Source organism: Acinetobacter albensis, assembly GCF_900095025.1.
In the GTDB taxonomy this organism is placed as follows: Bacteria; Pseudomonadota; Gammaproteobacteria; order Pseudomonadales; family Moraxellaceae; genus Acinetobacter; species Acinetobacter albensis.
In genome coordinates this window covers 1-20,632 of sequence record NZ_FMBK01000019.1, presented here as the reverse complement: position 1 = coordinate 20,632, position 20,632 = coordinate 1, and the positions used below count along the sequence as shown (strand labels likewise).

Annotated in this window: 18 protein-coding genes; 11 read left to right on the top strand and 7 right to left on the bottom strand. The window is 37.2% G+C overall.

Annotated features, from left to right (window positions below; translation table 11 throughout):
* Position 1: 1 nt before the first annotated feature.
* The 3 genes from recF (at position 2) to GA0116959_RS13580 (ending at position 4,128) form a co-directional block, all read left to right on the top strand.
* Positions 2–1,084 (top strand): DNA replication/repair protein RecF, encoded by a 1,083-nt coding sequence (recF, locus tag GA0116959_RS13590; protein ID WP_092721136.1) that lies wholly within the window; start codon positions 2–4, stop codon positions 1,082–1,084.
* Positions 1,085–1,139: 55 nt separating this feature from the next.
* Positions 1,140–3,611, top strand: a complete 2,472-nt coding sequence (gyrB, locus tag GA0116959_RS13585) for a DNA topoisomerase (ATP-hydrolyzing) subunit B (RefSeq protein ID WP_092721135.1) — start codon at positions 1,140–1,142, stop codon at positions 3,609–3,611.
* A gap of 172 nt (positions 3,612–3,783) precedes the next feature.
* On the top strand, positions 3,784–4,128 hold the full coding sequence (locus tag GA0116959_RS13580; RefSeq protein WP_092721149.1) for a hypothetical protein: 345 nt from the start codon (positions 3,784–3,786) through the stop codon (positions 4,126–4,128).
* Between the two features lie 350 nt (positions 4,129–4,478).
* Here the strand turns inward: GA0116959_RS13580 and GA0116959_RS13575 are convergent, their stop codons facing one another.
* The gene (locus tag GA0116959_RS13575) at positions 4,479–6,413 is read right to left on the bottom strand and encodes an ATP-binding cassette domain-containing protein (protein ID WP_092721134.1); all 1,935 of its coding nucleotides are present in this window, start codon (positions 6,411–6,413) and stop codon (positions 4,479–4,481) included.
* Positions 6,414–6,649: 236 nt separating this feature from the next.
* Here GA0116959_RS13575 and GA0116959_RS13570 point away from each other — a divergent pair, with 236 nt between their 5' ends.
* The 4 genes from GA0116959_RS13570 (at position 6,650) to erpA (ending at position 10,593) form a co-directional block, all read left to right on the top strand.
* A complete protein-coding gene (locus GA0116959_RS13570) occupies positions 6,650–7,663 on the top strand; it encodes a putative solute-binding protein (RefSeq protein ID WP_053579158.1) in 1,014 nt (337 codons plus the stop codon).
* 233 nt (positions 7,664–7,896) lie between these two features.
* The gene (locus GA0116959_RS13565; RefSeq protein WP_053579157.1) at positions 7,897–8,907 is read left to right on the top strand and encodes a putative solute-binding protein; all 1,011 of its coding nucleotides are present in this window, start codon (positions 7,897–7,899) and stop codon (positions 8,905–8,907) included.
* A 225-nt stretch (positions 8,908–9,132) separates the two neighbouring features.
* A complete protein-coding gene (locus tag GA0116959_RS13560; protein ID WP_171250365.1) occupies positions 9,133–10,137 on the top strand; it encodes a putative solute-binding protein in 1,005 nt (334 codons plus the stop codon).
* A gap of 120 nt (positions 10,138–10,257) precedes the next feature.
* Positions 10,258–10,593, top strand: a complete 336-nt coding sequence (erpA, locus tag GA0116959_RS13555) for an iron-sulfur cluster insertion protein ErpA (protein WP_053579155.1) — start codon at positions 10,258–10,260, stop codon at positions 10,591–10,593.
* Between the two features lie 55 nt (positions 10,594–10,648).
* Here erpA and GA0116959_RS13550 read toward each other — a convergent pair whose 3' ends face one another.
* Together GA0116959_RS13550 and GA0116959_RS13545 are read right to left on the bottom strand one after the other, a co-directional pair.
* Positions 10,649–11,026: a hypothetical protein gene (locus GA0116959_RS13550; RefSeq protein WP_092721133.1), complete on the bottom strand. Its 378-nt coding sequence runs from the start codon at positions 11,024–11,026 to the stop codon at positions 10,649–10,651.
* 118 nt (positions 11,027–11,144) lie between these two features.
* Positions 11,145–12,059 (bottom strand): matrixin family metalloprotease, encoded by a 915-nt coding sequence (locus GA0116959_RS13545; RefSeq protein ID WP_092721132.1) that lies wholly within the window; start codon positions 12,057–12,059, stop codon positions 11,145–11,147.
* Positions 12,060–12,233: 174 nt separating this feature from the next.
* Between GA0116959_RS13545 and GA0116959_RS13540 the strand changes: the two genes are divergently transcribed.
* Positions 12,234–13,118 (top strand): MBL fold metallo-hydrolase, encoded by an 885-nt coding sequence (locus tag GA0116959_RS13540; protein ID WP_092721131.1) that lies wholly within the window; start codon positions 12,234–12,236, stop codon positions 13,116–13,118.
* A 102-nt stretch (positions 13,119–13,220) separates the two neighbouring features.
* Here GA0116959_RS13540 and dnaK read toward each other — a convergent pair whose 3' ends face one another.
* Both dnaK and grpE read right to left on the bottom strand, forming a co-directional pair.
* Positions 13,221–15,161 carry a molecular chaperone DnaK gene (gene dnaK / locus GA0116959_RS13535; RefSeq protein ID WP_053579145.1) on the bottom strand — a complete coding sequence of 647 codons (1,941 nt, stop codon included), beginning with the start codon at positions 15,159–15,161 and terminating at the stop codon, positions 13,221–13,223.
* A gap of 123 nt (positions 15,162–15,284) precedes the next feature.
* Positions 15,285–15,833, bottom strand: coding sequence for a nucleotide exchange factor GrpE (gene grpE, locus GA0116959_RS13530; protein ID WP_053579144.1), 549 nt, complete (start codon positions 15,831–15,833; stop codon positions 15,285–15,287).
* A gap of 890 nt (positions 15,834–16,723) precedes the next feature.
* Here grpE and GA0116959_RS13525 point away from each other — a divergent pair.
* Complete coding sequence (locus tag GA0116959_RS13525; protein ID WP_092721130.1) at positions 16,724–16,960, top strand: hypothetical protein; 237 nt, start codon at positions 16,724–16,726, stop codon at positions 16,958–16,960.
* A gap of 194 nt (positions 16,961–17,154) precedes the next feature.
* Here the strand turns inward: GA0116959_RS13525 and GA0116959_RS13520 are convergent, their stop codons facing one another.
* The gene (locus tag GA0116959_RS13520; RefSeq protein WP_092721129.1) at positions 17,155–17,616 is read right to left on the bottom strand and encodes a hypothetical protein; all 462 of its coding nucleotides are present in this window, start codon (positions 17,614–17,616) and stop codon (positions 17,155–17,157) included.
* Between the two features lie 199 nt (positions 17,617–17,815).
* Between GA0116959_RS13520 and GA0116959_RS13515 the strand changes: the two genes are divergently transcribed.
* Positions 17,816–18,886, top strand: a complete 1,071-nt coding sequence (locus tag GA0116959_RS13515) for an alpha/beta hydrolase (protein ID WP_092721128.1) — start codon at positions 17,816–17,818, stop codon at positions 18,884–18,886.
* 46 nt (positions 18,887–18,932) lie between these two features.
* Here the strand turns inward: GA0116959_RS13515 and GA0116959_RS13510 are convergent, their stop codons facing one another.
* The gene (locus tag GA0116959_RS13510) at positions 18,933–19,601 is read right to left on the bottom strand and encodes an acetoacetate decarboxylase family protein (protein ID WP_092721127.1); all 669 of its coding nucleotides are present in this window, start codon (positions 19,599–19,601) and stop codon (positions 18,933–18,935) included.
* Positions 19,602–19,706: 105 nt separating this feature from the next.
* On the opposite strand from GA0116959_RS13510, the gene GA0116959_RS13505 reads away from it, so the two are divergent.
* On the top strand, positions 19,707–20,276 hold the full coding sequence (locus tag GA0116959_RS13505; protein WP_092721126.1) for a peptidylprolyl isomerase: 570 nt from the start codon (positions 19,707–19,709) through the stop codon (positions 20,274–20,276).
* Positions 20,277–20,632: the final 356 nt, after the last annotated feature.

Genomic DNA, 20,632 nt, shown 5'->3' with positions numbered 1-20,632 from the left:
TATGCATATTACGCGTCTACATATAGAGCGTGTTCGAAATTTAAAAGCGGTTGCACTCCAAGAGTTGCAACCGTTTAATGTTTTTTATGGACACAATGGCTCTGGAAAAACCTCTATTTTGGAGGCGATTCATTTGTTGGCAACGGGACGCTCTTTTCGGACTCATTTGCCGAAAAATTATATTCAAAATGAAATGGGAGATGCGATTGTATTTGCGCAATCTGCTACTGAAAAAATTGGTATGCAGAAAATGCTTTCGGGCGAGCAGCTGATTAAAGTCAATGGTGATTTAATTGCCACTCAAGGTCAGTTGGCTAAAATTCTTCCTTTACAACATATCGATCCACAAAGTACCGACATTATTGATCATGGCGCCAAACCAAGACGTCAGCTGATTGACTGGCTAATGTTCCACGTGGAACCTGATTTTTATCATGCTTGGCAATATTATTCCCGTGCATTAAAACAAAGAAATAGCCTGCTCAAATCTAGACGAAATATTGCGCTCAATGAATTAGAGCCATGGAATAAAATGCTATCTGAATACGGTGAAATCCTTCATTCCCAACGCAGTGGTATTGTTGAACAATGGAAAGTTTATTTTGAGCAAGATTTACACTATTTATTGCCAGATTTAGAGATTAAATTGGAATATAGTCCAGGTTTTCACACGGAGCTTGGTTTATTGAATGACTTAACTGTCCACCATCAAAAAGACGTAGATAGGCGTTATACCGAATATGGTCCACATCGTGCAGATTTACGTTTAAAAACAACGCTGGGTGAGGCAGATGCCGTGCTGTCACGGGGGCAAAAAAAGCTACTACTGATGGCTTTGAAGCTCTCACAGATTGCAATGCTGCATGCCTGTAATAGGGAAACTGTGGTATTATTAGATGATCTAACGGCAGAATTAGATTTTATAGCCCAACGCCGTTTAATTGAGCGATTGAGCCAATTGGGCAGCCAAGTTTTTATGACTACTTTAGAGTATGAATCAGTAAAAAAACATTTACATGATTTGTCTATTTGTTATCAATTATTCAATGTTGAAGATGGTCAAGTTCGCGTTGTTGTGCAATAGTTTTTTAGATTTTACCCATCTTCGGATAGACCTATATTTTCACTAGGGAGACACCATGAGTTCAGAAGATCAAGCTGCTTCTCAAACAGAACAAACCCAAGAAAAAGCTTATGATTCCTCTAGTATCAAGGTATTACGTGGTTTAGACGCTGTACGTAAGCGTCCTGGTATGTATATTGGTGATACGGACGATGGTTCGGGCTTACATCACATGGTGTTTGAAGTCGTTGATAATGCGATTGATGAAGCCTTGGCTGGTCACTGTGATGAGATTTTGGTGGTCATTCATGAAGATGAGTCCGTCAGTGTTTCAGATAATGGCCGTGGGATTCCAACGGATATTCACCCAGAAGAAGGTGTGTCTGCAGCCGAAGTGATTTTAACCATTCTGCATGCAGGTGGTAAGTTTGATGACAATAGTTATAAAGTTTCAGGTGGTTTACATGGCGTGGGCGTTTCAGTTGTAAATGCTTTATCAAGTAAATTATTACTGAATATTCACCGTGCTGGGAAAGTTTTCGAGCAGGAATATCATCACGGCGATCCTGTTTATAAATTGCGTGAAATTGGTGAGACGGAAAAATCAGGAACTACTGTTCGTTTCTATCCAAGTGAGCTTACGTTCACTCAAACCATTTTCAATGTTGATATTTTAGCGCGTCGTTTGCGTGAATTATCATTCTTGAATGCTGGCGTGCGCATTGTATTGCGTGATGATCGGATCGCTGCAGAGTATATTTTTGATTATGAAGGTGGCTTGTCTGAGTTTGTGAAATATATCAATCAAGGTAAAACACACCTGAATGAAATTTTTCACTTCACGACTGAGTCAGCTGAAACAGGTATTACTGTTGAAGTGGCTTTGCAGTGGAATGACACTTACCAAGAAAATGTACGTTGTTTTACCAATAATATTCCACAGAAAGATGGTGGTTCGCATTTAGCCGGTTTCCGCGCAGCTTTAACCCGTGGTTTAAATCAGTATTTAGACAGTGAAAACATTCTGAAAAAAGAAAAAGTAGCTGTTACAGGTGATGATGCACGTGAAGGTTTGACTGCAATTGTTTCAGTCAAAGTACCTGATCCAAAATTTTCTTCACAAACCAAAGAAAAACTGGTATCCAGTGAAGTTAAACCTGCTGTAGAGCAGGCGATGAATAAATCATTCTCTGAATATTTATTGGAAAATCCAGGTGCTGCCAAAGCGATTGCAGGCAAAATTATTGATGCAGCACGAGCGCGTGATGCAGCACGTAAGGCACGTGAAATGACGCGTCGTAAAAGTGCTTTGGATATTGCAGGCTTACCAGGTAAATTAGCAGATTGCCAAGAAAAAGATCCAGCATTATCTGAATTATACTTGGTCGAGGGTGACTCTGCTGGCGGTTCTGCAAAACAGGGTCGTAACCGTAAGATGCAAGCAATTTTACCGTTGAAGGGTAAAATTCTGAACGTGGAACGTGCACGTTTTGATAAAATGATTTCTTCGCAAGAAGTTGGTACCTTAATTACTGCACTTGGTTGTGGTATTGGGCGTGAAGAATATAATCCAGATAAATTGCGTTATCACAAAATCATCATCATGACCGATGCCGACGTCGATGGTTCGCACATTCGTACACTACTATTGACTTTCTTCTTCCGTCAAATGCCTGAACTGGTAGAGCGTGGTTATATTTATATTGCTCAACCACCGCTGTATAAGTTGAAAAAAGGCAAGCAAGAACAGTATTTAAAAGATAATGATGCTTTAGAAAGTTATTTAATTTCAAATGCAATTGATGAGCTTTCACTGCATATTAGTGCTGATTCACCTGCAATTCGTGGTGAATCATTAGCCAGTGTCATTGGTGATTATCAAGTTTCACAAAAAAGTTTAAATCGTTTGACTGTACGTTATCCTGCAAGTTTGTTGGATGGTCTATTGGGTTTAGATGCTTTTAAACTTGATCAGAATTACGATGAAAATTATGTGGCGCAATGGGCAGAGCAACTGCGTCTAGCAATTGTGAAATATCAACCAAGTTTACGTCCAGAAATTACTTTGGAAGGGTTTGATAAGGAACATGCCGACGGTACCACTGTGAAGCATTTCTGGCCACGTGTAACGGTGTATGTGCATAATTTGCCACATCACTATTTACTAGATCAAGGTTTATTGGCATCGGGTGAGTATAAGCGTCTATTGCAAAACTCCAAGAGCTGGTTCACTTTGCTTGAAGAAGGCGCTTATTTGCAGAAAGGCGATAAACGCATTAATGTTGCGACGTTCCATGATGCTTGGCAACATATTTTGTCTGACTCACGCCGTGGGATGATGATTCAGCGCTATAAAGGTTTGGGTGAGATGAATGCGGATCAACTTTGGGACACCACTATGGATCCTGAAAACCGCAATATGTTACAAGTCACTATTGATGATGCGATCGAAGCAGACCGAATGTTCTCTTGTTTAATGGGAGATGATGTTGAGCCGCGTCGTGCCTTTATTGAAGCAAATGCCTTAAATGCAGATATTGATGCTTAGCCTATAAAGTATATTCAATCATCAGAAAGCATCCTTCGGGATGCTTTTTTTGTGCTATTTTTATATATATTTGATTTAATTTTGATCTATTTTTTTATTAAATTGACTTATTTCTCGGTCATGATGATATCTATAACGGGAGATCATGATGCAATATTACGAGATCAACACCATGGATAATCAATTAGAGCAAGCGCGAGATATTTGGGTTAATGCATTTTTTACAGGGCAATATGAGGTACTGGCACAGTATGAGCATGAACAATTTAAAGTTATGGATGAACGACAGAATCGAGTGGAAAGCAACCATACTCGTTATGAACGCATTGCGCATGCAGTAAAAAATGGCGTATGGAAACCACAAAAACCTGAAGTTGAATTTGAAGAATTCGAGTTTGATTATGATCAGACTCGTTGTCAAATCACGATTGGTTTGGAAAAAAATCAGCAACAGATTCAAGAGTTATGGGTTTATCAGAATGGCTGGAAAATTGTAGAATTACGGTTTTTAAAGTAAAGAAATAACGTTAAAACTCAGATTTTTACCATTGGTAAAATGGTAATTGTGGATAAGTTTTATTGATTATTTGATAAAATGAAAAAATAAATTTATCCACAAATCGTTCTGTATTACTTTTTAAATTTAAATCTTTTTGATTTAATCTTTTGAATTTAAAGTGGTGATTTGAATTTAAAAAATATAATTTCTTATCTTTGAATTTAAAGCATGAAAATAGCTTAAGGCTGAAAAACCATTGTGTAGAAAAAATAAAAAATCGCAGTGCAATTTTAGGATCACACTGCGATTAAAAAATCACCGATGGTTTAGCTAAGCTTTACAATGTTAAAGAAAGCTTCTGAAAGCTATTATTCAAACGAACTTTCTAATTCCTCTAACTCCATCATCAGCTCTAACATTTTTTCTTCAGCACCTGACAAATGATTTTTAAGCTCTGTTTGTTCATTCATCAATTTGATTAAATCATCTTTACGATTTGCATCATACAAAGCAGTGTCTGCTAGTAATGCTTCGATTTGAATCAAACGTGGCTGTACTTTCGCAATCTGTAATTCATTTTTTTCGATATTTTTACGAATTGGTCGTCCCAATTCACGGCGGCGTGCTGCTTCTTTACGTTGGCCTTCTTTATCTAATTTTGAAATACTGGATTTAACTTCTACTTGAGATTGCACAGGTGCCGAAGGCTTTTGACCATTTTTGATCATTTCGATACGCGCTTGACGTAACCAATCTGCATATGCAGTCAAATCACCGTCAAACTCACGACTTTGCCCACCATGAACCAAAATAAGCTCGTCACAAACACTGGCCACCAATTGGCGTTCATGTGAAACCAGAACGACTGCACCTTCAAAATCAGTCAATGCCATCGTTAGGGCATGACGCATATCGAGATCTAAATGGTTGGTCGGTTCATCTAAAATCAGGACATTAGGACGTTGCCAAACAATCAATGCAAGCGCTAAACGGGCACGTTCTCCACCAGAAAAACTTTCACTTGGCGTATCCATGCGCTCGCCACTAAAACCAAAACTACCTAAGAAAGAACGAAGGCTTGCTTCACTGATTTTTTTATCGGCTATACGTGCTAATTGTAACATTGGGCTGGCATTACCATCCAAAGCATCCATTTGATGCTGAGCAAAATAGCCAATATTTAATAATTCAGAATCTTTACGAAATCCCTGCATCAATTGTAAATCACCGACCAATGATTTAATGAGGGTCGATTTACCTGCACCATTCATTCCAAGTAAACCAATACGACTGGTCGGAGTAATTTGTAAATTGACATTGGTGACAATCAATTTATCACCATAACCAATATCTGCTTGTTCAAGTTCAAGCAGAGGGGAACTCATTTTGCTCGGTTCACGGAATGAAAAAGTAAAAGGTGTATCGACATGCGCGGCTGACAATTCTTGCATGCGCTCTAATTGTTTAATACGACTCTGTGCTTGTTTGGCTTTGGTGGCTTGTGCTTTAAAACGATCAATATATTTTTGCAAATGGGCACGTGTTTCTAATTGCTTTTCATAAGCCTGTTGTTGTTGGGCCAATCGTTCACTTCGAGTACGTTCAAAAGTCGAGTAATTTCCTGTGTAAAGAATCAGTTCTTGATTTTCAATATGTAAAATATGATCGGTAATGGCATCTAAGAAATCACGGTCATGTGAAATGAGAACCAAAGTGCCTTCATAGGCTTTTAACCAGTCCTCTAACCAAAGAATTGCATCTAAGTCCAAATGGTTAGTCGGTTCATCAAGTAGCAGTAAATCTGAACGACTCATTAGGGTACGTGCCAGATTTAAACGCATACGCCAGCCGCCTGAAAAACTGGAGACATCAAGTTGTGACTGATGTTCAAAAAAGCCTAATCCTGCCATCAGTTGTGAAGCTTTAGACGGTGCAGAATAGCCATTGATCTCATCAAAACGACCATATAAATGGGCTAATTCTTCATCATTTAGCAGATCAGGTTGGTCAAGTTTGTTTTGGATTTCCCAATACTCTTCATCACCTGAAAGCACAAAATCAATGGCTTTCATGTCTAAAGCTTTAATTTCCTGTGCCATGTGTGCAACCGTCCACACCGCAGGACGAGTTAATGAACCACCATCAGACTCCATACCCCCTAAAAGGGCTGAAAATAAAGTTGATTTACCTGCTCCATTGACACCGGTTAGGCCAATTTTCCATCCTGGATGTAACTGCATAGACGCTTTTTGAAATAAAACACGTCCACCGCGACGTATAGAAAGTTGATCTAACTGAATCATTGAAATATCTAAATCTGAAGAAGAATAGCGCCTATTCTAAAGGAAGCGACTCAGAAAAGAAAAAATACCGTAACGATTATTCAAATAAAGCAGGATTTAATCCAAATAAAGATTTTAAAAGCTTGAACAAAAAATAGCCTTTCGTCAGAAATAGAATAAATACTCTATTTTTAATCAAGGAACAACATTATATTTATTTAAGAACAACATAAGTGCAAAAAGAATCAGGGGACAATATGCAAAAAGGGATATTAAGTTTATCTGTAGGGATACTTTTAAGTTTTTCGAGTATGGTTCAAGCGCAAGACAAACAAAAAATATGTGTATTTGATTTATTGGGAAAAGCAGGTGAATCTTATAAATTTATGGAAGAGTGGGCATTAAGTAGCAAAACATGGGGGGCAAATGTCAGCTTACTTTCTTATCAAGATGAAGCAAAAGTAGAAAAAGATTTTAATGCAGGCGTATGTGACGCTTTTTATATGACCTCCATGCGTGCACGATCATATAATAAATTCGCAGGTTCTATTGATGCATTGGGTGGAGTGACCAGTAATGATATTGCACGTAAAGCGATTGCTTACGTTTTAGATAAACGTAATAACCGACGTTTAATCACAACAATGAATAATGAAAAATATGAAGTGGCAGGAATTGGTCAAATTGGTTTGGCTTATATTTTTGTCCGTGATAAGTCTATAAATTCAATAGAAAAAGCCAAGGGTAAAAAAATTGCAGTTTTAGAATATGATGATGCGCAAAAAATTATGGCTCAGCGCATAGGTGCAATTCCAGTCATGTCGGATATTTCTAACTTTGTGAAAAAATTTAACAGTGGTGAAGTCGATGTGGTCGCGGCGCCTGCTTATGCGTTTAAACCTTTAGAAATTTATAAAGGATTGGGTTCAAAAGGCGGAATGATTAATTTTCCTATCGTAAATGTAACTGCAGACTTAATTATTCGATCCGATGAATTTCCGCAAGGTTTTGCCGTACAATCTCGTCGTTGGTTTGTAGAAAAAATCCCAAAAAGTTTTAATATGGTACAGCGTTTAGAAGCCGATATTCCCAATAAATATAAAATCAATTTGAGTAAAAAAGACGAAGAACAATATCAAAAATTACTACGGGATGGACGCATAGATTTAACGAAGCAAGGAATTTATGATTCATCGATGATGACGGTACTCAAAAAAGCACGTTGTACAATGCAGCGGACCAATTTTGAGTGCTCTTTAGGTGGAGAGTAGAGTATATTTTATGAATAAATATGTAAAAGTACTAAAATTCTATCAAAATATGAAAAAATACACAAAATCTAAATATATGATTTTATTAATAACTTATTAATTTTATAAAAAAGTGACAAATTGATCATAAAAAATGGAGCAAATGCTCTATTTTTTTATATTGAACTTGCTTAATATCCATTACGTAAAACGGACTCTCGTTAAACAAAAAGATTCTGAAAAGGACTGCAACAATGAAAAAAATGATTTTCGCATTAACCGCACTCTCTGTTATGGGTTTGGCAACGACTACTCAAGCGGCCAAAGTAGATGTCTGTGTATTCGATTTACTGGGTAAATCGGGTGAATCTTATCAAATGGCACAAGAGTGGGCGCTTGCTGCAAAAGGTTGGGGAGCAGACATTAATCTTGTTCCTCGCCAAGATGAGGCGGTTGCCGATAATGATTTTAAAGCAGGCAAGTGTGATGCTGTTTTTATGACGGCAATGCGTGCACGTCAGTACAATAAATTTGTTGGTTCTATTGATGCACTTGGTGGTGCACCAAGCAACGCTATTGCGCAACGTGCTATTACCTTTGCTTTAGATAAACGTAATGCACCAAAAATGATGAGTAATTTAAGCGGTAAAAAATATGAAGTGGCAGGGATTGCACCTTTAGGCTCAGCTTTCATTTTTGTACGTGATAAAAAAATTGATTCAATTGAAAAAGCAGCAGGTAAAAAGTTTGCGGTATTGGGGTATGACGACGCGCAAAAAATTATGGTGCAACGTGTAGGTGCACAAGCCGTTATTTCTGATATTTCTAACTTTGTCGCAAAATTTAACAACGGGCAAGTAGATATGGTAGGTGCACCAGCATATGCCTACAAACCTTTAGAGATTTATAAGGGTATTAGCCCAAATGGCGGTATGTTTAATTTTCCTGTCCTACAAGTCACAGCCGATTTTATTATTCGTCCTGATCAATTCCCTGCAGGATTCGGTCAAAAATCTCGTGATTGGTTTGTGAAAAACTTACCAAAAAGTTTCAACATGATTAACCGTCTAGAATCGAGCATTCCAGCAAAATTTAAAATGAATTTAACTGCAGAAGATAAAACCAAGTATCAAAAAATGTTACGTGAAGGTCGTATGGATATGACTAAGCGTGGAATTTATGATCCAGCGATGATGAGTGTATTGAAAAAAGCACGTTGTTCTGTCGATAAAGCGAATTTTGAGTGTTCACTTGGTGGTGAATAGTTTTGATTTTTAAAGAAAAAACCTAGATTAAATCTGGGTTTTTTTTTGAGTTGAATTCGTCATTTCTGCCATTGTAGGTGACTTAAAAAAACGTAATCATTGAAAAATAACAGCAGGCTTTATCATGTCGATAAAATAAAGATTTAATACTGTCATTGATGATAAATAGAAACTCATTTTAAAAATGAGAAAAAACAAAGCGAAGTAACAAGGAAGAAAAATATGATGCAATGGTCTAAAGCACTTTTACTGGGTGTGAGTTTGTCTGCAATCACTGGATTAGCCCAAGCCAAACAAGTGATCTGTGTATTTGATTTGGTCGGTAAAAACGGTGATGTTTTTGCACTCATGAAAGATTATCAGCTTGCTGCCAAAAATTGGGGCGCAGATATTGAACTTCGCGTTGGTCAAAATGAAGCTGTTATTGCTGAAGATTTTAAAGCAGGTAAATGTGATGGGATTAGTGTCACAGGAATGCGTGGTCGTCAGTTTAATAGCTTTACCGGTTCTTTAGATGCAATTGGTGCAATTCCAGATATAAAACTTGCAGTTAAAGTTATGCAAGGCTTAGCGAGTCCTACTTTTGCCAAACATATGGTACGTGGTAAATATGAAGTGGTTGGTGTTATTCCTGTAGGTGATGCCTTTTTAATGGTCAATGACCGAAGTATTAATACAGTTGCGAAAGCTGCGGGCAAAAAAATTGCGGTGTTAGATTATGATGAAGCTCAAAAAATCATGGTTCAACAAATAGGGGCACAAGCCGTCACAGCGGATGTAACTAATTTTGGTGCTAAATTTAACAATGGTCAGGTCGATATTATTGGTGCACCTGCTGCTGTATTTAAACCCTTAGAATTGCATAAAGGTTTAGGCAGTAAAGGCGCTATTGTGAATTATCCTATCTTGCAAGTGACAGGTAACCTGATTATACATCCTGATAAATTCCCTGCGGGTTATGGACAAAAATCACGTGAATGGGTAAAAAGCCAATTACCACGTGCATTTGGTATATTAGGCAAGATCAAAACAGATATTCCAGCCAAATACTGGATGCAAGTGCCTGCTGCAGATAAACCAGGTTATCAAAAATTAATGCGTGAGGCACGTGTCGATTTAACGAAACGTGGTGTTTATGACAAACGCATGATGAAACTTTTATGGCAATTCCGCTGTAAAGAAGATCCAAAGAATTTTGAATGCAGCCTGCAAGATGAGAACTACAAATAATATAGAGTTGAATACTTCTATTTGACTTTAAATTTTCAAATACTGACCATATATTGGGTATGCTATACTTGAAATATGGTCTTTATTTTTAAAGCTATCTGAATTGAAGAGGAATCTAACATGAATGCTCAGGCTCTGCTACTGACTGACAATGCTGCGAATAAAGTACGTCAATTGCGTGATAGCGAAGGCAATCAAGAATTAATGTTGCGCGTTTATGTTACTGGTGGTGGTTGTTCAGGTTTTTCTTATGGCTTTAATTTTGCTGAAAACATGAATGAAGATGATGCTGAATTTATTAATGGTGATGTGAAAATGTTGGTAGATTCTCTAAGCTATCAATATCTTATTGGTTCAGCGGTTGATTATATAGAAGGTTTAGAAGGTTCACGTTTTATTGTACAAAACCCGAACGCGACAACCACTTGCGGTTGTGGTTCATCTTTTTCTATTTAATAAGTGTGTTTAAAAAGCCCTTAATAAAGGGCTTTTTTCATATTAAATTTTACGATTAAGGTTCTAATTTTGCTGCTTCTAAAATATCAAAAATAACAGTCGTCACATCCTGACTTAAATCACGATTATTAAAAATTTCATGTGCAGTAATCGTGATATCTGTATCACTTGGAAGTAAACGTTGTTCTTCTTCAATTAATTGTTGAATTGGCAGTAAAGTCTGCTTAATTTCTAAATGTAAAATATCTTTAAACTCAATATTGTCATCTTCAAGCTCAATAATCTGTTCATTTAAAAATGGCAATAGAATGGAGTGGAGATAGGGTTTAATCTCAACAATATCAAATATTTCGATTTCGCGTGTTTGCTCAATCGTACTAATGTGATCATTCATTTCAATCAGAACATGGTAGTAACTCACGCGCGTCTCCATAAATTTTCTGTTGTCATTTCATCTTTCACCATAACATGAAATTATCTGAATTGCCGCTCTATTGCCAGACATCTACGGATAAAAAGTAAGGGGGTTTTTCATGATATTTTATAGCGTTTTAACGTGCGTTCAATAAGGCTAGATCAGCTGATGTTAATTTGAAATTTTGTAAATCCTGTTTTTGCATCATTGGAAACATTAATGCCTGTGGATCGTGATTATGTTGGAGTCCCAAGGCATGCCCGAATTCATGTGCAAGGGTTAAGCGTAAATCTGCCGTCGATGAAAACTCATAAATCATGATTTTGCTACCATCAAAAGCGCCTTTATCAAACAAACGTGGCTGAAAACGTTGGTTAAATTGATCGACTGCATGATTTAACTGATCATTCATTTGATTCAACTCGTTTACTTGCTGATTTAGCTGTTGGATTTTTTGGTTATAGCGATTAACGTTTTGTTCGAGTAAAAATATGTCTTGTTGTAATTGATGGCGCTGTTGTATCAATAAATCCCGCTGTGAAGATGGAATTCCACCATTTTTATTGATTTCGGTAATATGCTGATTATATTGTTGTAATTGTGCTGCCAATTGATTTTTGTTGTTGTCTAATTGAGTGTTTGCCCAATCAATCTCTTGCTTAAATTGCTGAAGGTTTTGATTCTTATCTGCCCAAACTTTTTGATTATTTTCGATATGACCTAACTGTTGACGGCGTTGATTGGAATTATCTTGGCGCTCATCATAGATTAAATGAATCGTGAGTTTGGCTTTTGGATCGTATACAAAAGCCTCTTTTCCAGTACCTTGTGTCCAAATATCCGTAGCTTGCTGAGTGATTAATTTAAGTTCCGTTATCGTTAATCCAAAACGAGGATCAACTTCTGCAATGCGGTAACGTAAGCGGGTATCTAATGGATGCAGAATGCGATCACTCAGCGCGTTAAATTTGAGTTGTGGATGTTGAGAGCTTTGATAATTTGACCATAACAGAAACATGATCAATCCTAACAGAATCAAAAGACGTGTCATTTTATCCTCTTCTATTCATCGACATGAGCATGTTCGAAATGATAAAACTCTCTAATAACTGAAGAAATCCAAATATAACAAAAATAGATCGGGCGAAAAAATATGCACTCATACTTTTAGCATTCTGTTCTAATAGATGGATAAAAATAGATCAATAAAAATGAAGGAAAAAGAATGCTGAAATATTTTCTCAAAAAGCCTGATTTAGCATGGGTAGCAACTTCTCCAGCTGAAGCAAATCATCAAAATTTAAAAATTAAATATTTGGGTACAGCAGGCTTTATTTTATCTGATCAGCACAGGACTTTGGTTTTAGATCCCTTTATTAGCCGTCCAAATATGTGGCGCACTTTTACTCAGTCACTCTTGAGTGATCCTGAATTAGTGAGAGAATATATTCCAAAGGCCGATGAAGTATTGATTGGACATGCACATTATGATCATATTTTAGATGCACCTGAGGTATGTAAGCAAACAGGTGCACGATTAATTGGTTCCAAAGCAACGCTGATGTATGGCCGTTCTGCAGGGCTGTCTGAGTTACAAATGCTAGAAATTCAAGGGCGTGAAACCATAGATTGTGGCACATGGAAAGTTATCGGTTTACCATCTATACATGGAAAAGCACTTTTTGGTCGTGTTCCTTTACCTGGAGATATGACGACACCACCACCATACCCACCGAAATTTCATCATTTACGACATGGGCAAGTGTTTAACTGGTGGATTGATACAGGCAAACTCACTGTGGTTCATATCGATTCAGCTGATTTTATTGAGCAGGAATTACACGGTAGACAAGCTGATATTGTCTGTTTGTGCGCGATTGGACGTAAATACCGCCCCAACTATGTGAAAGATGTCGTGCGCTTACTGAAACCCAAATACATTATTCCTTGCCATTGGGATACGATGGTGACGCCGATTAGTGAGACACCTCAATTACTTCCCGATGTAAAAATTCCTGAGTTTTTAGAGGAAATTAAAGCATGTGGGGTAATTCCTTTATTTATGCCAATTTTAGGTGAGTTGTATTTTGATCAAAAAGTGGAAAAATAAGATCGAAAAATAAATAAGTCAAATTAATTAAAAAATTACCAAGCATAAAAAACCGCGCTTTCGCGCGGTTTTTAACTCTTTCGAGTTTGTTAAAATGACAAATTATTTCTTGTCATCTTTCACTTCAGTGAACTCAGCATCAACTACGCCATCGTCCGCTTTTTGTTGTTGACCTTCGCCGCCTTGGAAAGCGTTCGGATCAAAACCTTCAGCACCGCCTTGACCTTGTGCCGCTTCATAGGCACGTTGGCTGATTGGCATGATGATGTTTTGAAGCGCTTCAGTTTTTGCTTTAATCTCTTCAACGTCATTTTCTTTCGTAGACGCTTCAAGCTCAGAAACGGCAGTTTCGATTGCAGTTTTTTCGTCTGCAGTCACTTGTTCACCAAGATCTTTAATCGCTTTTTGTGAAGATGAAACTAAAGCATCTGCTTCGTTACGCGCTTTTGCAAGCTCTTCAAATTTACGATCTTCTTCAGCATTCGCTTCAGCATCTTTAATCATCGCTTCAATTTCAGCATCGCTCAAACCAGAGTTTGCTTTAATTTGAATTGATTGTTCTTTACCAGTGCTCTTGTCTTTCGCAGACACTTTCAAGATACCATCAGCGTTGATATCGAACGATACTTCAATTTGTGGCACACCACGTGGAGCAGGTGGGATATCGCCCAATTGGAAGTTACCTAACAATTTGTTTTGCTGCGCCATTTTACGTTCACCTTGGAACACAGAAATGTCTACAGCAGGTTGGTTGTCAGCAGCAGTTGAGAACACTTGAGATTTCTTCGCAGGAATCGTGGTGTTTTTCTCAATGATTGCAGTTAACACACCGCCCATGGTTTCGATACCAAGTGTAAGTGGAGTCACGTCAAGAAGAAGTACGTCAGTTTTGTCGCCAGACAATACCGCACCTTGAATCGCAGCACCCATTGCAACCGCTTCGTCAGGATTCACGTCTTTACGTGGCTCTTTACCGAAAAATTCTTGTACTTTTTGTTGAACCATTGGCATACGTGATTGACCACCCACCAAGATTACGTCAGAGATGTCTGAAGTCGAAAGACCAGCATCTTTAAGCGCAATACGGCAAGGTTCAATGGTACGTGCAACCAAGTCAGCAACTAAACCTTCAAGTTTAGAACGAGTCACATTGATCACTAAATGTTTAGGACCAGTCGCATCAGCCGTGATGTATGGAAGGTTGATTTCAGTTGCATTCGAAGAAGAAAGCTCGATCTTCGCTTTTTCAGCCGCTTCTTTTAAACGTTGAAGTGCAAGTGGATCTTGTTTCAAGTTAAAACCTTGTTCTTTCTTGAACTCTTCAACCAAGTATTCGATTAATGCGTTATCGAAATCTTCACCACCTAGGAATGTATCACCATTAGTCGACAATACTTCGATTTGTTGGTCGCCATCAAGGTCAGCAATTTCAATGATTGATACGTCAAAAGTACCACCACCCAAGTCGTAAACCGCGATTTTACGATCGCCTTCTTTTTTGTCCATACCGAATGCTAAAGCTGCAGCAGTAGGTTCGTTAATGATACGTTTAACTTCTAAGCCTGCAATTTTACCTGCATCTTTGGTTGCTTGACGCTGTGCATCGTTAAAGTAAGCAGGAACAGTAATGACCGCTTCAGTAACAGTTTCACCTAAGTAATCTTCAGCTGTTTTCTTCATCTTTTTCAAGATTTCAGCAGAGATTTGTTGTGGTGCCAATTTTTTATCGTTGACATCTACCCAAGCATCACCGTTGTCTGCTTGAATAATTTTGTAAGGCACCAAACCAATATCTTTTTGTACTGCTTGGTCTTGGTATTTACGACCAATCAAACGTTTGATCGCGAATAATGTATTTTTTGGATTGGTGACTGCTTGACGTTTTGCAGATTGACCAATCAGAATTTCACCATCTTTGTATGCAACAATAGAAGGCGTCGTACGTGTACCTTCTGCATTTTCGATGACTTTAACTTTGTCACCTTCAAGTACTGCAACACATGAGTTTGTTGTACCTAAATCAATACCAATGATTTTAGCCATTTGGGTGCTTCCTCTTAAATTCTTTTTACGATATTTTCGCTTGTTATCCGATATGAGAGCCATTCAAAATTTTTCAAGTTTATTTGATTAAAAAAAGTGAAAAAACTCTCGAATTTCTTTGTCTTATTGACCGACTAAAACCATCGCTGGGCGAAGTAAACGGTTCGACAAGGTATAACCTTTCTGTAATACAGTACCAATTTCACCTGCTTTGGCATCTGGCGCGATCCCCACGGCTTGATGTAAATCTGCATTAAACCCATTGTTCATATCCACTTCGACCACACCAAATTTTTCTAAGGTGGTGAGAAGAGATTTCAGGGTAAGTTTTACACCTTCAAGTAAAGGAGATTCCACATCACCAGCGGCCTGAATAGCACGTTCTAAATTATCGACAGAGTCGAGTAACTCTTTGGCAAACTTTTCAAGCGCCGTTTCTTTATGTTTTTCAGCATCACGTTGAATACGTTCTACACTTTTTTGTGCTTCGTATACTGCATTGGCAGTACGCGCCTTTTCAAGTTTTAAACTGTCTTGCAACTGGGTGATTTGAGCTTGTAAATCTTCAACTGAAAGGTCTGTTTGCTCTGCTTCAGTTTGAGCATTTACAGCCTGTTCATCCGCTTGCTCTAGTCCTAAATCTTGAGCGTTTTGGTTTTGCTCAGTTGCCATAGATTTACTCCGTTTAAATAGATTCTTAAACATGTACAGTCCTTTTGGCTTCAGTATGAACTGGGTTAAGTTTGAACTGCCATGAGTGATAAAATTCATGAATACTACAATGGTCGGGGCGAGCGCTAAAAATTCAAGCTAAACCTTTTATTAAAACTGTTTAATTTGATTCAAATCATTAAAAAATAGTGATTTTCACAGCAAATCGATCAATATTTATTCTATTTTTTATAATAATGGTGGACTGCTTTAAAATATAAGGATATTTGAAGGAAGATTATTTTCAAAAATATCAATTTGATTTTCATCATAAAATTTTAAAAAAATAATAAAGACCAGTAGAAAAACATGAAATAAAACATTTGAAATTTTTCATACAGGTTTCTAGATTCAGCAAAATTTTAAGATTGAATTGATAAACATGATTAATATTAAAGGAATTATCTATTTTACAAATTCTCTAAAAAAATAAATAATGATCAACAGATTCTATCGCTGTAGTTTCTTTTGGTATTTTTAAAATGTGTTTTCTAAGCTTACTCGCTCTGAGTAAGCTTTTTTTTGTCTGCTTGTTTTGAACTTTTATAACATGTATCTGTTTCACGGGTATTTATAGCACTTCTCGTCAAGCAAAAAAGAAATGAAATCGTGAATTATTCTTTTTTTCTTCATTTAAAAAAAGATTAAAGCAATAAACACAATTGTTTAGATTTTAGTGGATGGTTTTAAAGAACTTAATTCACTTAAAATTAAAATTAATAAAAAGCCTATTAATTATTACGTATTTTCGCAAAACTACAACCGAAGAGGTGCGCAGTATCAAAAGATTTTTTTAATCATAGGCAGCGCAAAGTTGAGCTTTGTATTTTTATTTGAAAAAGGAAATATTAATGAAAAAAGCAGGTTTATTATCTTTGGTTATGGTTGCGACATCGTGGGTTGCTGTCGGTTGTACCTCAACAGAATCAACTCAAGCACCTGAAACTGCACAAGTCACCACAGGTGCTGAAATTGCAGCGCAAGATCAACAAGGCAGTGTCGCAGTTCAAGCAGATACGTCAGTACAAGCTGAGCCTATTCAGTCTGCGCCTAGTGAAGCTCCAGAAGCAGCTCAGCCTGTTCAATAATGAAGATCGTTTAAATTAGAAGATCAGCTTTTAGTTTGAACGAATACTGGATGTTAAATCAGTGAGAATAGATGGTAGGTCGGATGCCTCTACCATCTATTTTTTATTGTTTAACTTAGAGTAACGAAGACAGTTAAACTGTCTGATCAAAAATGCCCAAATAAATAGGGCATGGTGAGGAATGGGGTGTTGATTTAATCGCGACGATTGTGTCCTCTTGGATCATTATGATCAGGACGATTATCTGAACGTTTTTCGCGGGATTTGCGTTGCTGCTCAAGATCACGTTTTTTGCGTTCCCAGTCAGATGATTTTTTACGATTTTGTTGTGCTGCTTTTTTGCGTTGTTCTAATTGATGTTGCTGTTCATGTCTTCTACGTTCCCAATCAGACTGCTTGTGGCGGTTTTGTTCCCATTGTCGACGCTCAAGATCGCGTTTTTTACGGTCTAGTTCTAAACGTTTTTGTCTTTGTTGATATTCCCAGCGTTGTTGATTTCGTTCACGTTCATATCGATCATCATCACGGTCATAACGACGATCATTACGTTGGTCATAACGTCCATCATAATAACCGCCACCATCTTCTGGAAAAGCAACACAACCTACTGCTAAAAAGCTGGTGACCAATGAAAGGAGGAGAAGTTTTTTAACCATTTGGAATGTCCTTCTGCTTAAGGAGTAGCAAAACACTCCTAAATATCTATAGAAACTGTCAATGACAAGTAATTAAAAGAAGATTAGCGTATAGAAGCTTTTACTGTGTATGCAGATGATTAGATTTATATAACAATATGGTCACTTAAGTGTTGATCATGTAGAAAATATGAAGAACATAAAAAAGGAAAATGCAGGTATGGTGGCTTTTAATCAAACTTTACAGAATATAATAGAAAAGAGTCAGGGCACAGCAGCACGCACCTTAGATCGATTGCCGCGCTTTACACAAGCGTCTTTGGCAAAAATTTTAGGATATCCCTATGAGTATCCAGATCTTGATCCTTTAATCAAATGCATGATGGCAGTTCAGTTAAAGCAAGGAAAGAGCGGTTTAATCAGTTCTGATATTGCCGAATCTCGGAAAAGCTTTGATTTACAAATGCAGTCCATTCGAAATAAGCCAACGCTTGTGAAGCGCGTAGAAGATTTACGTCTACCGTTACATAGTGGAACTATTTTTGCACGCCATTATCATCCTGCACCAAATAAAAAACTTCCCATGGTGGTGTTTTATCATGGTGGTGGTTTTGTGGTAGGGGGCTTAGATTCTCATGACGAAGCCTGTCGCTTAATCGCTATTCACGCCAGAGTTCAGGTCTTAAGTATCGATTACCCTTTAGCACCTGAAACCAGTCCTGCTAAATTAATTCAAACCTGTGAAGACGCACTTGCGTGGGTATATCAAAACAGAAAACAACTAAAAATATTAAAGAATAGAATTTCAGTTGCAGGTGATAGTGCAGGCGGTAATATTAGTACAGTCGTTTCACAACGTAGTGCGCACAAAATTTATGCGCCACAAGCACAGTTACTTTTTTATCCTGCAGTAGATTTTAAAAGTCGTCATCCTTCCTTTTTTGCGAATAAAGATGGATTGGTGTTGACGGGACAAGATATTGATCACGTTACGACATTTTATGCAGAACAGCATCAGATTGAATTGGATGATCCATTGATCTCTCCAGTGTATGGTAAACATGACAAAGTGCCACCCGCGTTCATTATTACTGCAGGGCACGATATATTGCATGATGAAGGGGAAATTTATGCCAATAAATTGCGTCATCGTGGAGTGAAAGTGCATTATCAGGATTATCCAGACCAAACACACGGTTTTTTAAACATCACCCCTATTTCTTATCGCGCTAAAAAATATGTGATTGAAATTAGCAAAAACTACAGAAAGTTTTGGGATAAAAATAGCTAAATTTTGTCATGATTTTAGATTAGGTGTTTCACGTGAAACACCTTTTTTATTTTTTCAAAATTCTAGCTTCAGGTAAGGTGAGCTTAAATTCAGGAACATAAAAGCTATGTAAGTATTTAGCTTGAGAAAAATCTGGAAAAATTGCTTGAGTATTTTCCCAAGTTACCTGTTTGAGTTTACACAGTTTGCCACGGAATTGAGGGCTGAATTGATAACGTAAACCTTGTAATGCTTGTTGGATAATGAGTAAAGAGGCAGGTACATGATGACTATTAATATAAAAAGATCGACGGTGTTTATAGTGATACAAAGATAAATGCATCTGCTGTTGTTCGAAGGACACCGTGCAATGAACAACATTGTCTTCCTGAACCCACTCAAATTGAGCTAATTGCTTAGGGATACCCCAAAAATGTCGGCCCTGATCAACAGAAATTTGAGTGGACACATAAATTTTAGGAATTGAAGATAAGCGTTTCTTACTTATTAATGGATGATCCAAAATCAATAATTCATCATATGGACCTACTGGTGAATCCAGATAACGAACCAGCATAATCTGAACCATTCGTCCAATTGGAGAAGGTGCAATACGAAAATTTTGATTTTGCTGAATAAATTTAGGGGTTAGCCAATAATTCAAAATAAAGGCTTCACCTTGTAAATGCCAAGGGGGATCGTGATAAATATTGACTGAATATAATTCTGATTTCATTTTAATTCTCGTTGTATGAATCATAAGAAAAAAACTGTTTTATTTATATTGAACGCTTAATATATCGACATTCACTATGCCCCTTTCAAATAGAAGAGTAAAGAAATGTTGAAACAAGCCTTTATAGCAATCGCTACCACCTTCATCAGCTTTCAAATTATGGCTGCAAATACTGTAGTAGAAATGAAAACTTCGATGGGCAATATCGAAATAGAGCTCTTTAATGATAAAGCACCTATTTCTGCGAAAAATTTTGAAAGCTATGTCAAAGATAATTTTTATAATGGTACTGTTTTTCACCGCGTAATTCCTGATTTTATGATTCAAGGCGGAGGAATGGATGTCAAAATGACTGAAAAGCAAACCAGAGCGCCGATTCAAAATGAATCTTATAATGGTTTAAAGAATACACGTGGCACGTTAGCCATGGCACGAACTAATCATCCGAACTCTGCGACTAGCCAATTCTTTATTAATACAGTAGACAATGACTTCCTTAATAAAAGTCAGATGAATGCGGGGTATGCAGTTTTCGGTAAAGTGACAAAAGGTATGAATATTGTCGATCAAATCACAAAAGTTCCTACCGCAAATATGGGAATGCATCAAAACGTACCGAAACAAGCCATTAAAATTATTAGTATGACGATTAAATCAACAGCTAATAAAAATTAAGAAAAATTTAAAACAGAAATATTTTGTTCATATTTCTGTTTTAAAATTATAGGTTTATGTTTAAGTTTGAGTAAAAAACGAACCAAAACAGTGCATAAAAATACAACACTTGATAAAACAATCAGTTAAAAGCACTTGCGTGTGTAGGAAATTGCCCTATACTGTGCTCATCCCGACGAGATAGACGGAAAGTACGAAGCGCTAGATGCTGAGTTTTCAAGTTTATGTTGTTGAGCGACTTATTCTGACGAGGAATAAGAGAGATCATTAAGAGCTTATGAAGAACAACTTGTGTGGATTTTTACTGATTGATTGATCGAAATTATTTTCATTGATTGATGGTAGAAATTACTCGA

What these genes read in the sequence shown, in the direction of transcription:
- recF (WP_092721136.1), top strand. Translation starts at nt 2, where the DNA reads ATGCATATTACGCGTCTACATATAGAGCGTGTTCGAAATTTAAAAGCG.
- gyrB (WP_092721135.1), top strand. Translation starts at nt 1,140, where the DNA reads ATGAGTTCAGAAGATCAAGCTGCTTCTCAAACAGAACAAACCCAAGAA.
- GA0116959_RS13580 (WP_092721149.1), top strand. Translation starts at nt 3,784, where the DNA reads ATGGATAATCAATTAGAGCAAGCGCGAGATATTTGGGTTAATGCATTT.
- GA0116959_RS13575 (WP_092721134.1), bottom strand. Translation starts at nt 6,413, where the DNA reads ATGATTCAGTTAGATCAACTTTCTATACGTCGCGGTGGACGTGTTTTA.
- GA0116959_RS13570 (WP_053579158.1), top strand. Translation starts at nt 6,650, where the DNA reads ATGCAAAAAGGGATATTAAGTTTATCTGTAGGGATACTTTTAAGTTTT.
- GA0116959_RS13565 (WP_053579157.1), top strand. Translation starts at nt 7,897, where the DNA reads ATGAAAAAAATGATTTTCGCATTAACCGCACTCTCTGTTATGGGTTTG.
- GA0116959_RS13560 (WP_171250365.1), top strand. Translation starts at nt 9,133, where the DNA reads ATGCAATGGTCTAAAGCACTTTTACTGGGTGTGAGTTTGTCTGCAATC.
- erpA (WP_053579155.1), top strand. Translation starts at nt 10,258, where the DNA reads ATGAATGCTCAGGCTCTGCTACTGACTGACAATGCTGCGAATAAAGTA.
- GA0116959_RS13550 (WP_092721133.1), bottom strand. Translation starts at nt 11,026, where the DNA reads ATGGAGACGCGCGTGAGTTACTACCATGTTCTGATTGAAATGAATGAT.
- GA0116959_RS13545 (WP_092721132.1), bottom strand. Translation starts at nt 12,059, where the DNA reads ATGACACGTCTTTTGATTCTGTTAGGATTGATCATGTTTCTGTTATGG.
- GA0116959_RS13540 (WP_092721131.1), top strand. Translation starts at nt 12,234, where the DNA reads ATGCTGAAATATTTTCTCAAAAAGCCTGATTTAGCATGGGTAGCAACT.
- dnaK (WP_053579145.1), bottom strand. Translation starts at nt 15,161, where the DNA reads ATGGCTAAAATCATTGGTATTGATTTAGGTACAACAAACTCATGTGTT.
- grpE (WP_053579144.1), bottom strand. Translation starts at nt 15,833, where the DNA reads ATGGCAACTGAGCAAAACCAAAACGCTCAAGATTTAGGACTAGAGCAA.
- GA0116959_RS13525 (WP_092721130.1), top strand. Translation starts at nt 16,724, where the DNA reads ATGAAAAAAGCAGGTTTATTATCTTTGGTTATGGTTGCGACATCGTGG.
- GA0116959_RS13520 (WP_092721129.1), bottom strand. Translation starts at nt 17,616, where the DNA reads ATGGTTAAAAAACTTCTCCTCCTTTCATTGGTCACCAGCTTTTTAGCA.
- GA0116959_RS13515 (WP_092721128.1), top strand. Translation starts at nt 17,816, where the DNA reads ATGGTGGCTTTTAATCAAACTTTACAGAATATAATAGAAAAGAGTCAG.
- GA0116959_RS13510 (WP_092721127.1), bottom strand. Translation starts at nt 19,601, where the DNA reads ATGAAATCAGAATTATATTCAGTCAATATTTATCACGATCCCCCTTGG.
- GA0116959_RS13505 (WP_092721126.1), top strand. Translation starts at nt 19,707, where the DNA reads ATGTTGAAACAAGCCTTTATAGCAATCGCTACCACCTTCATCAGCTTT.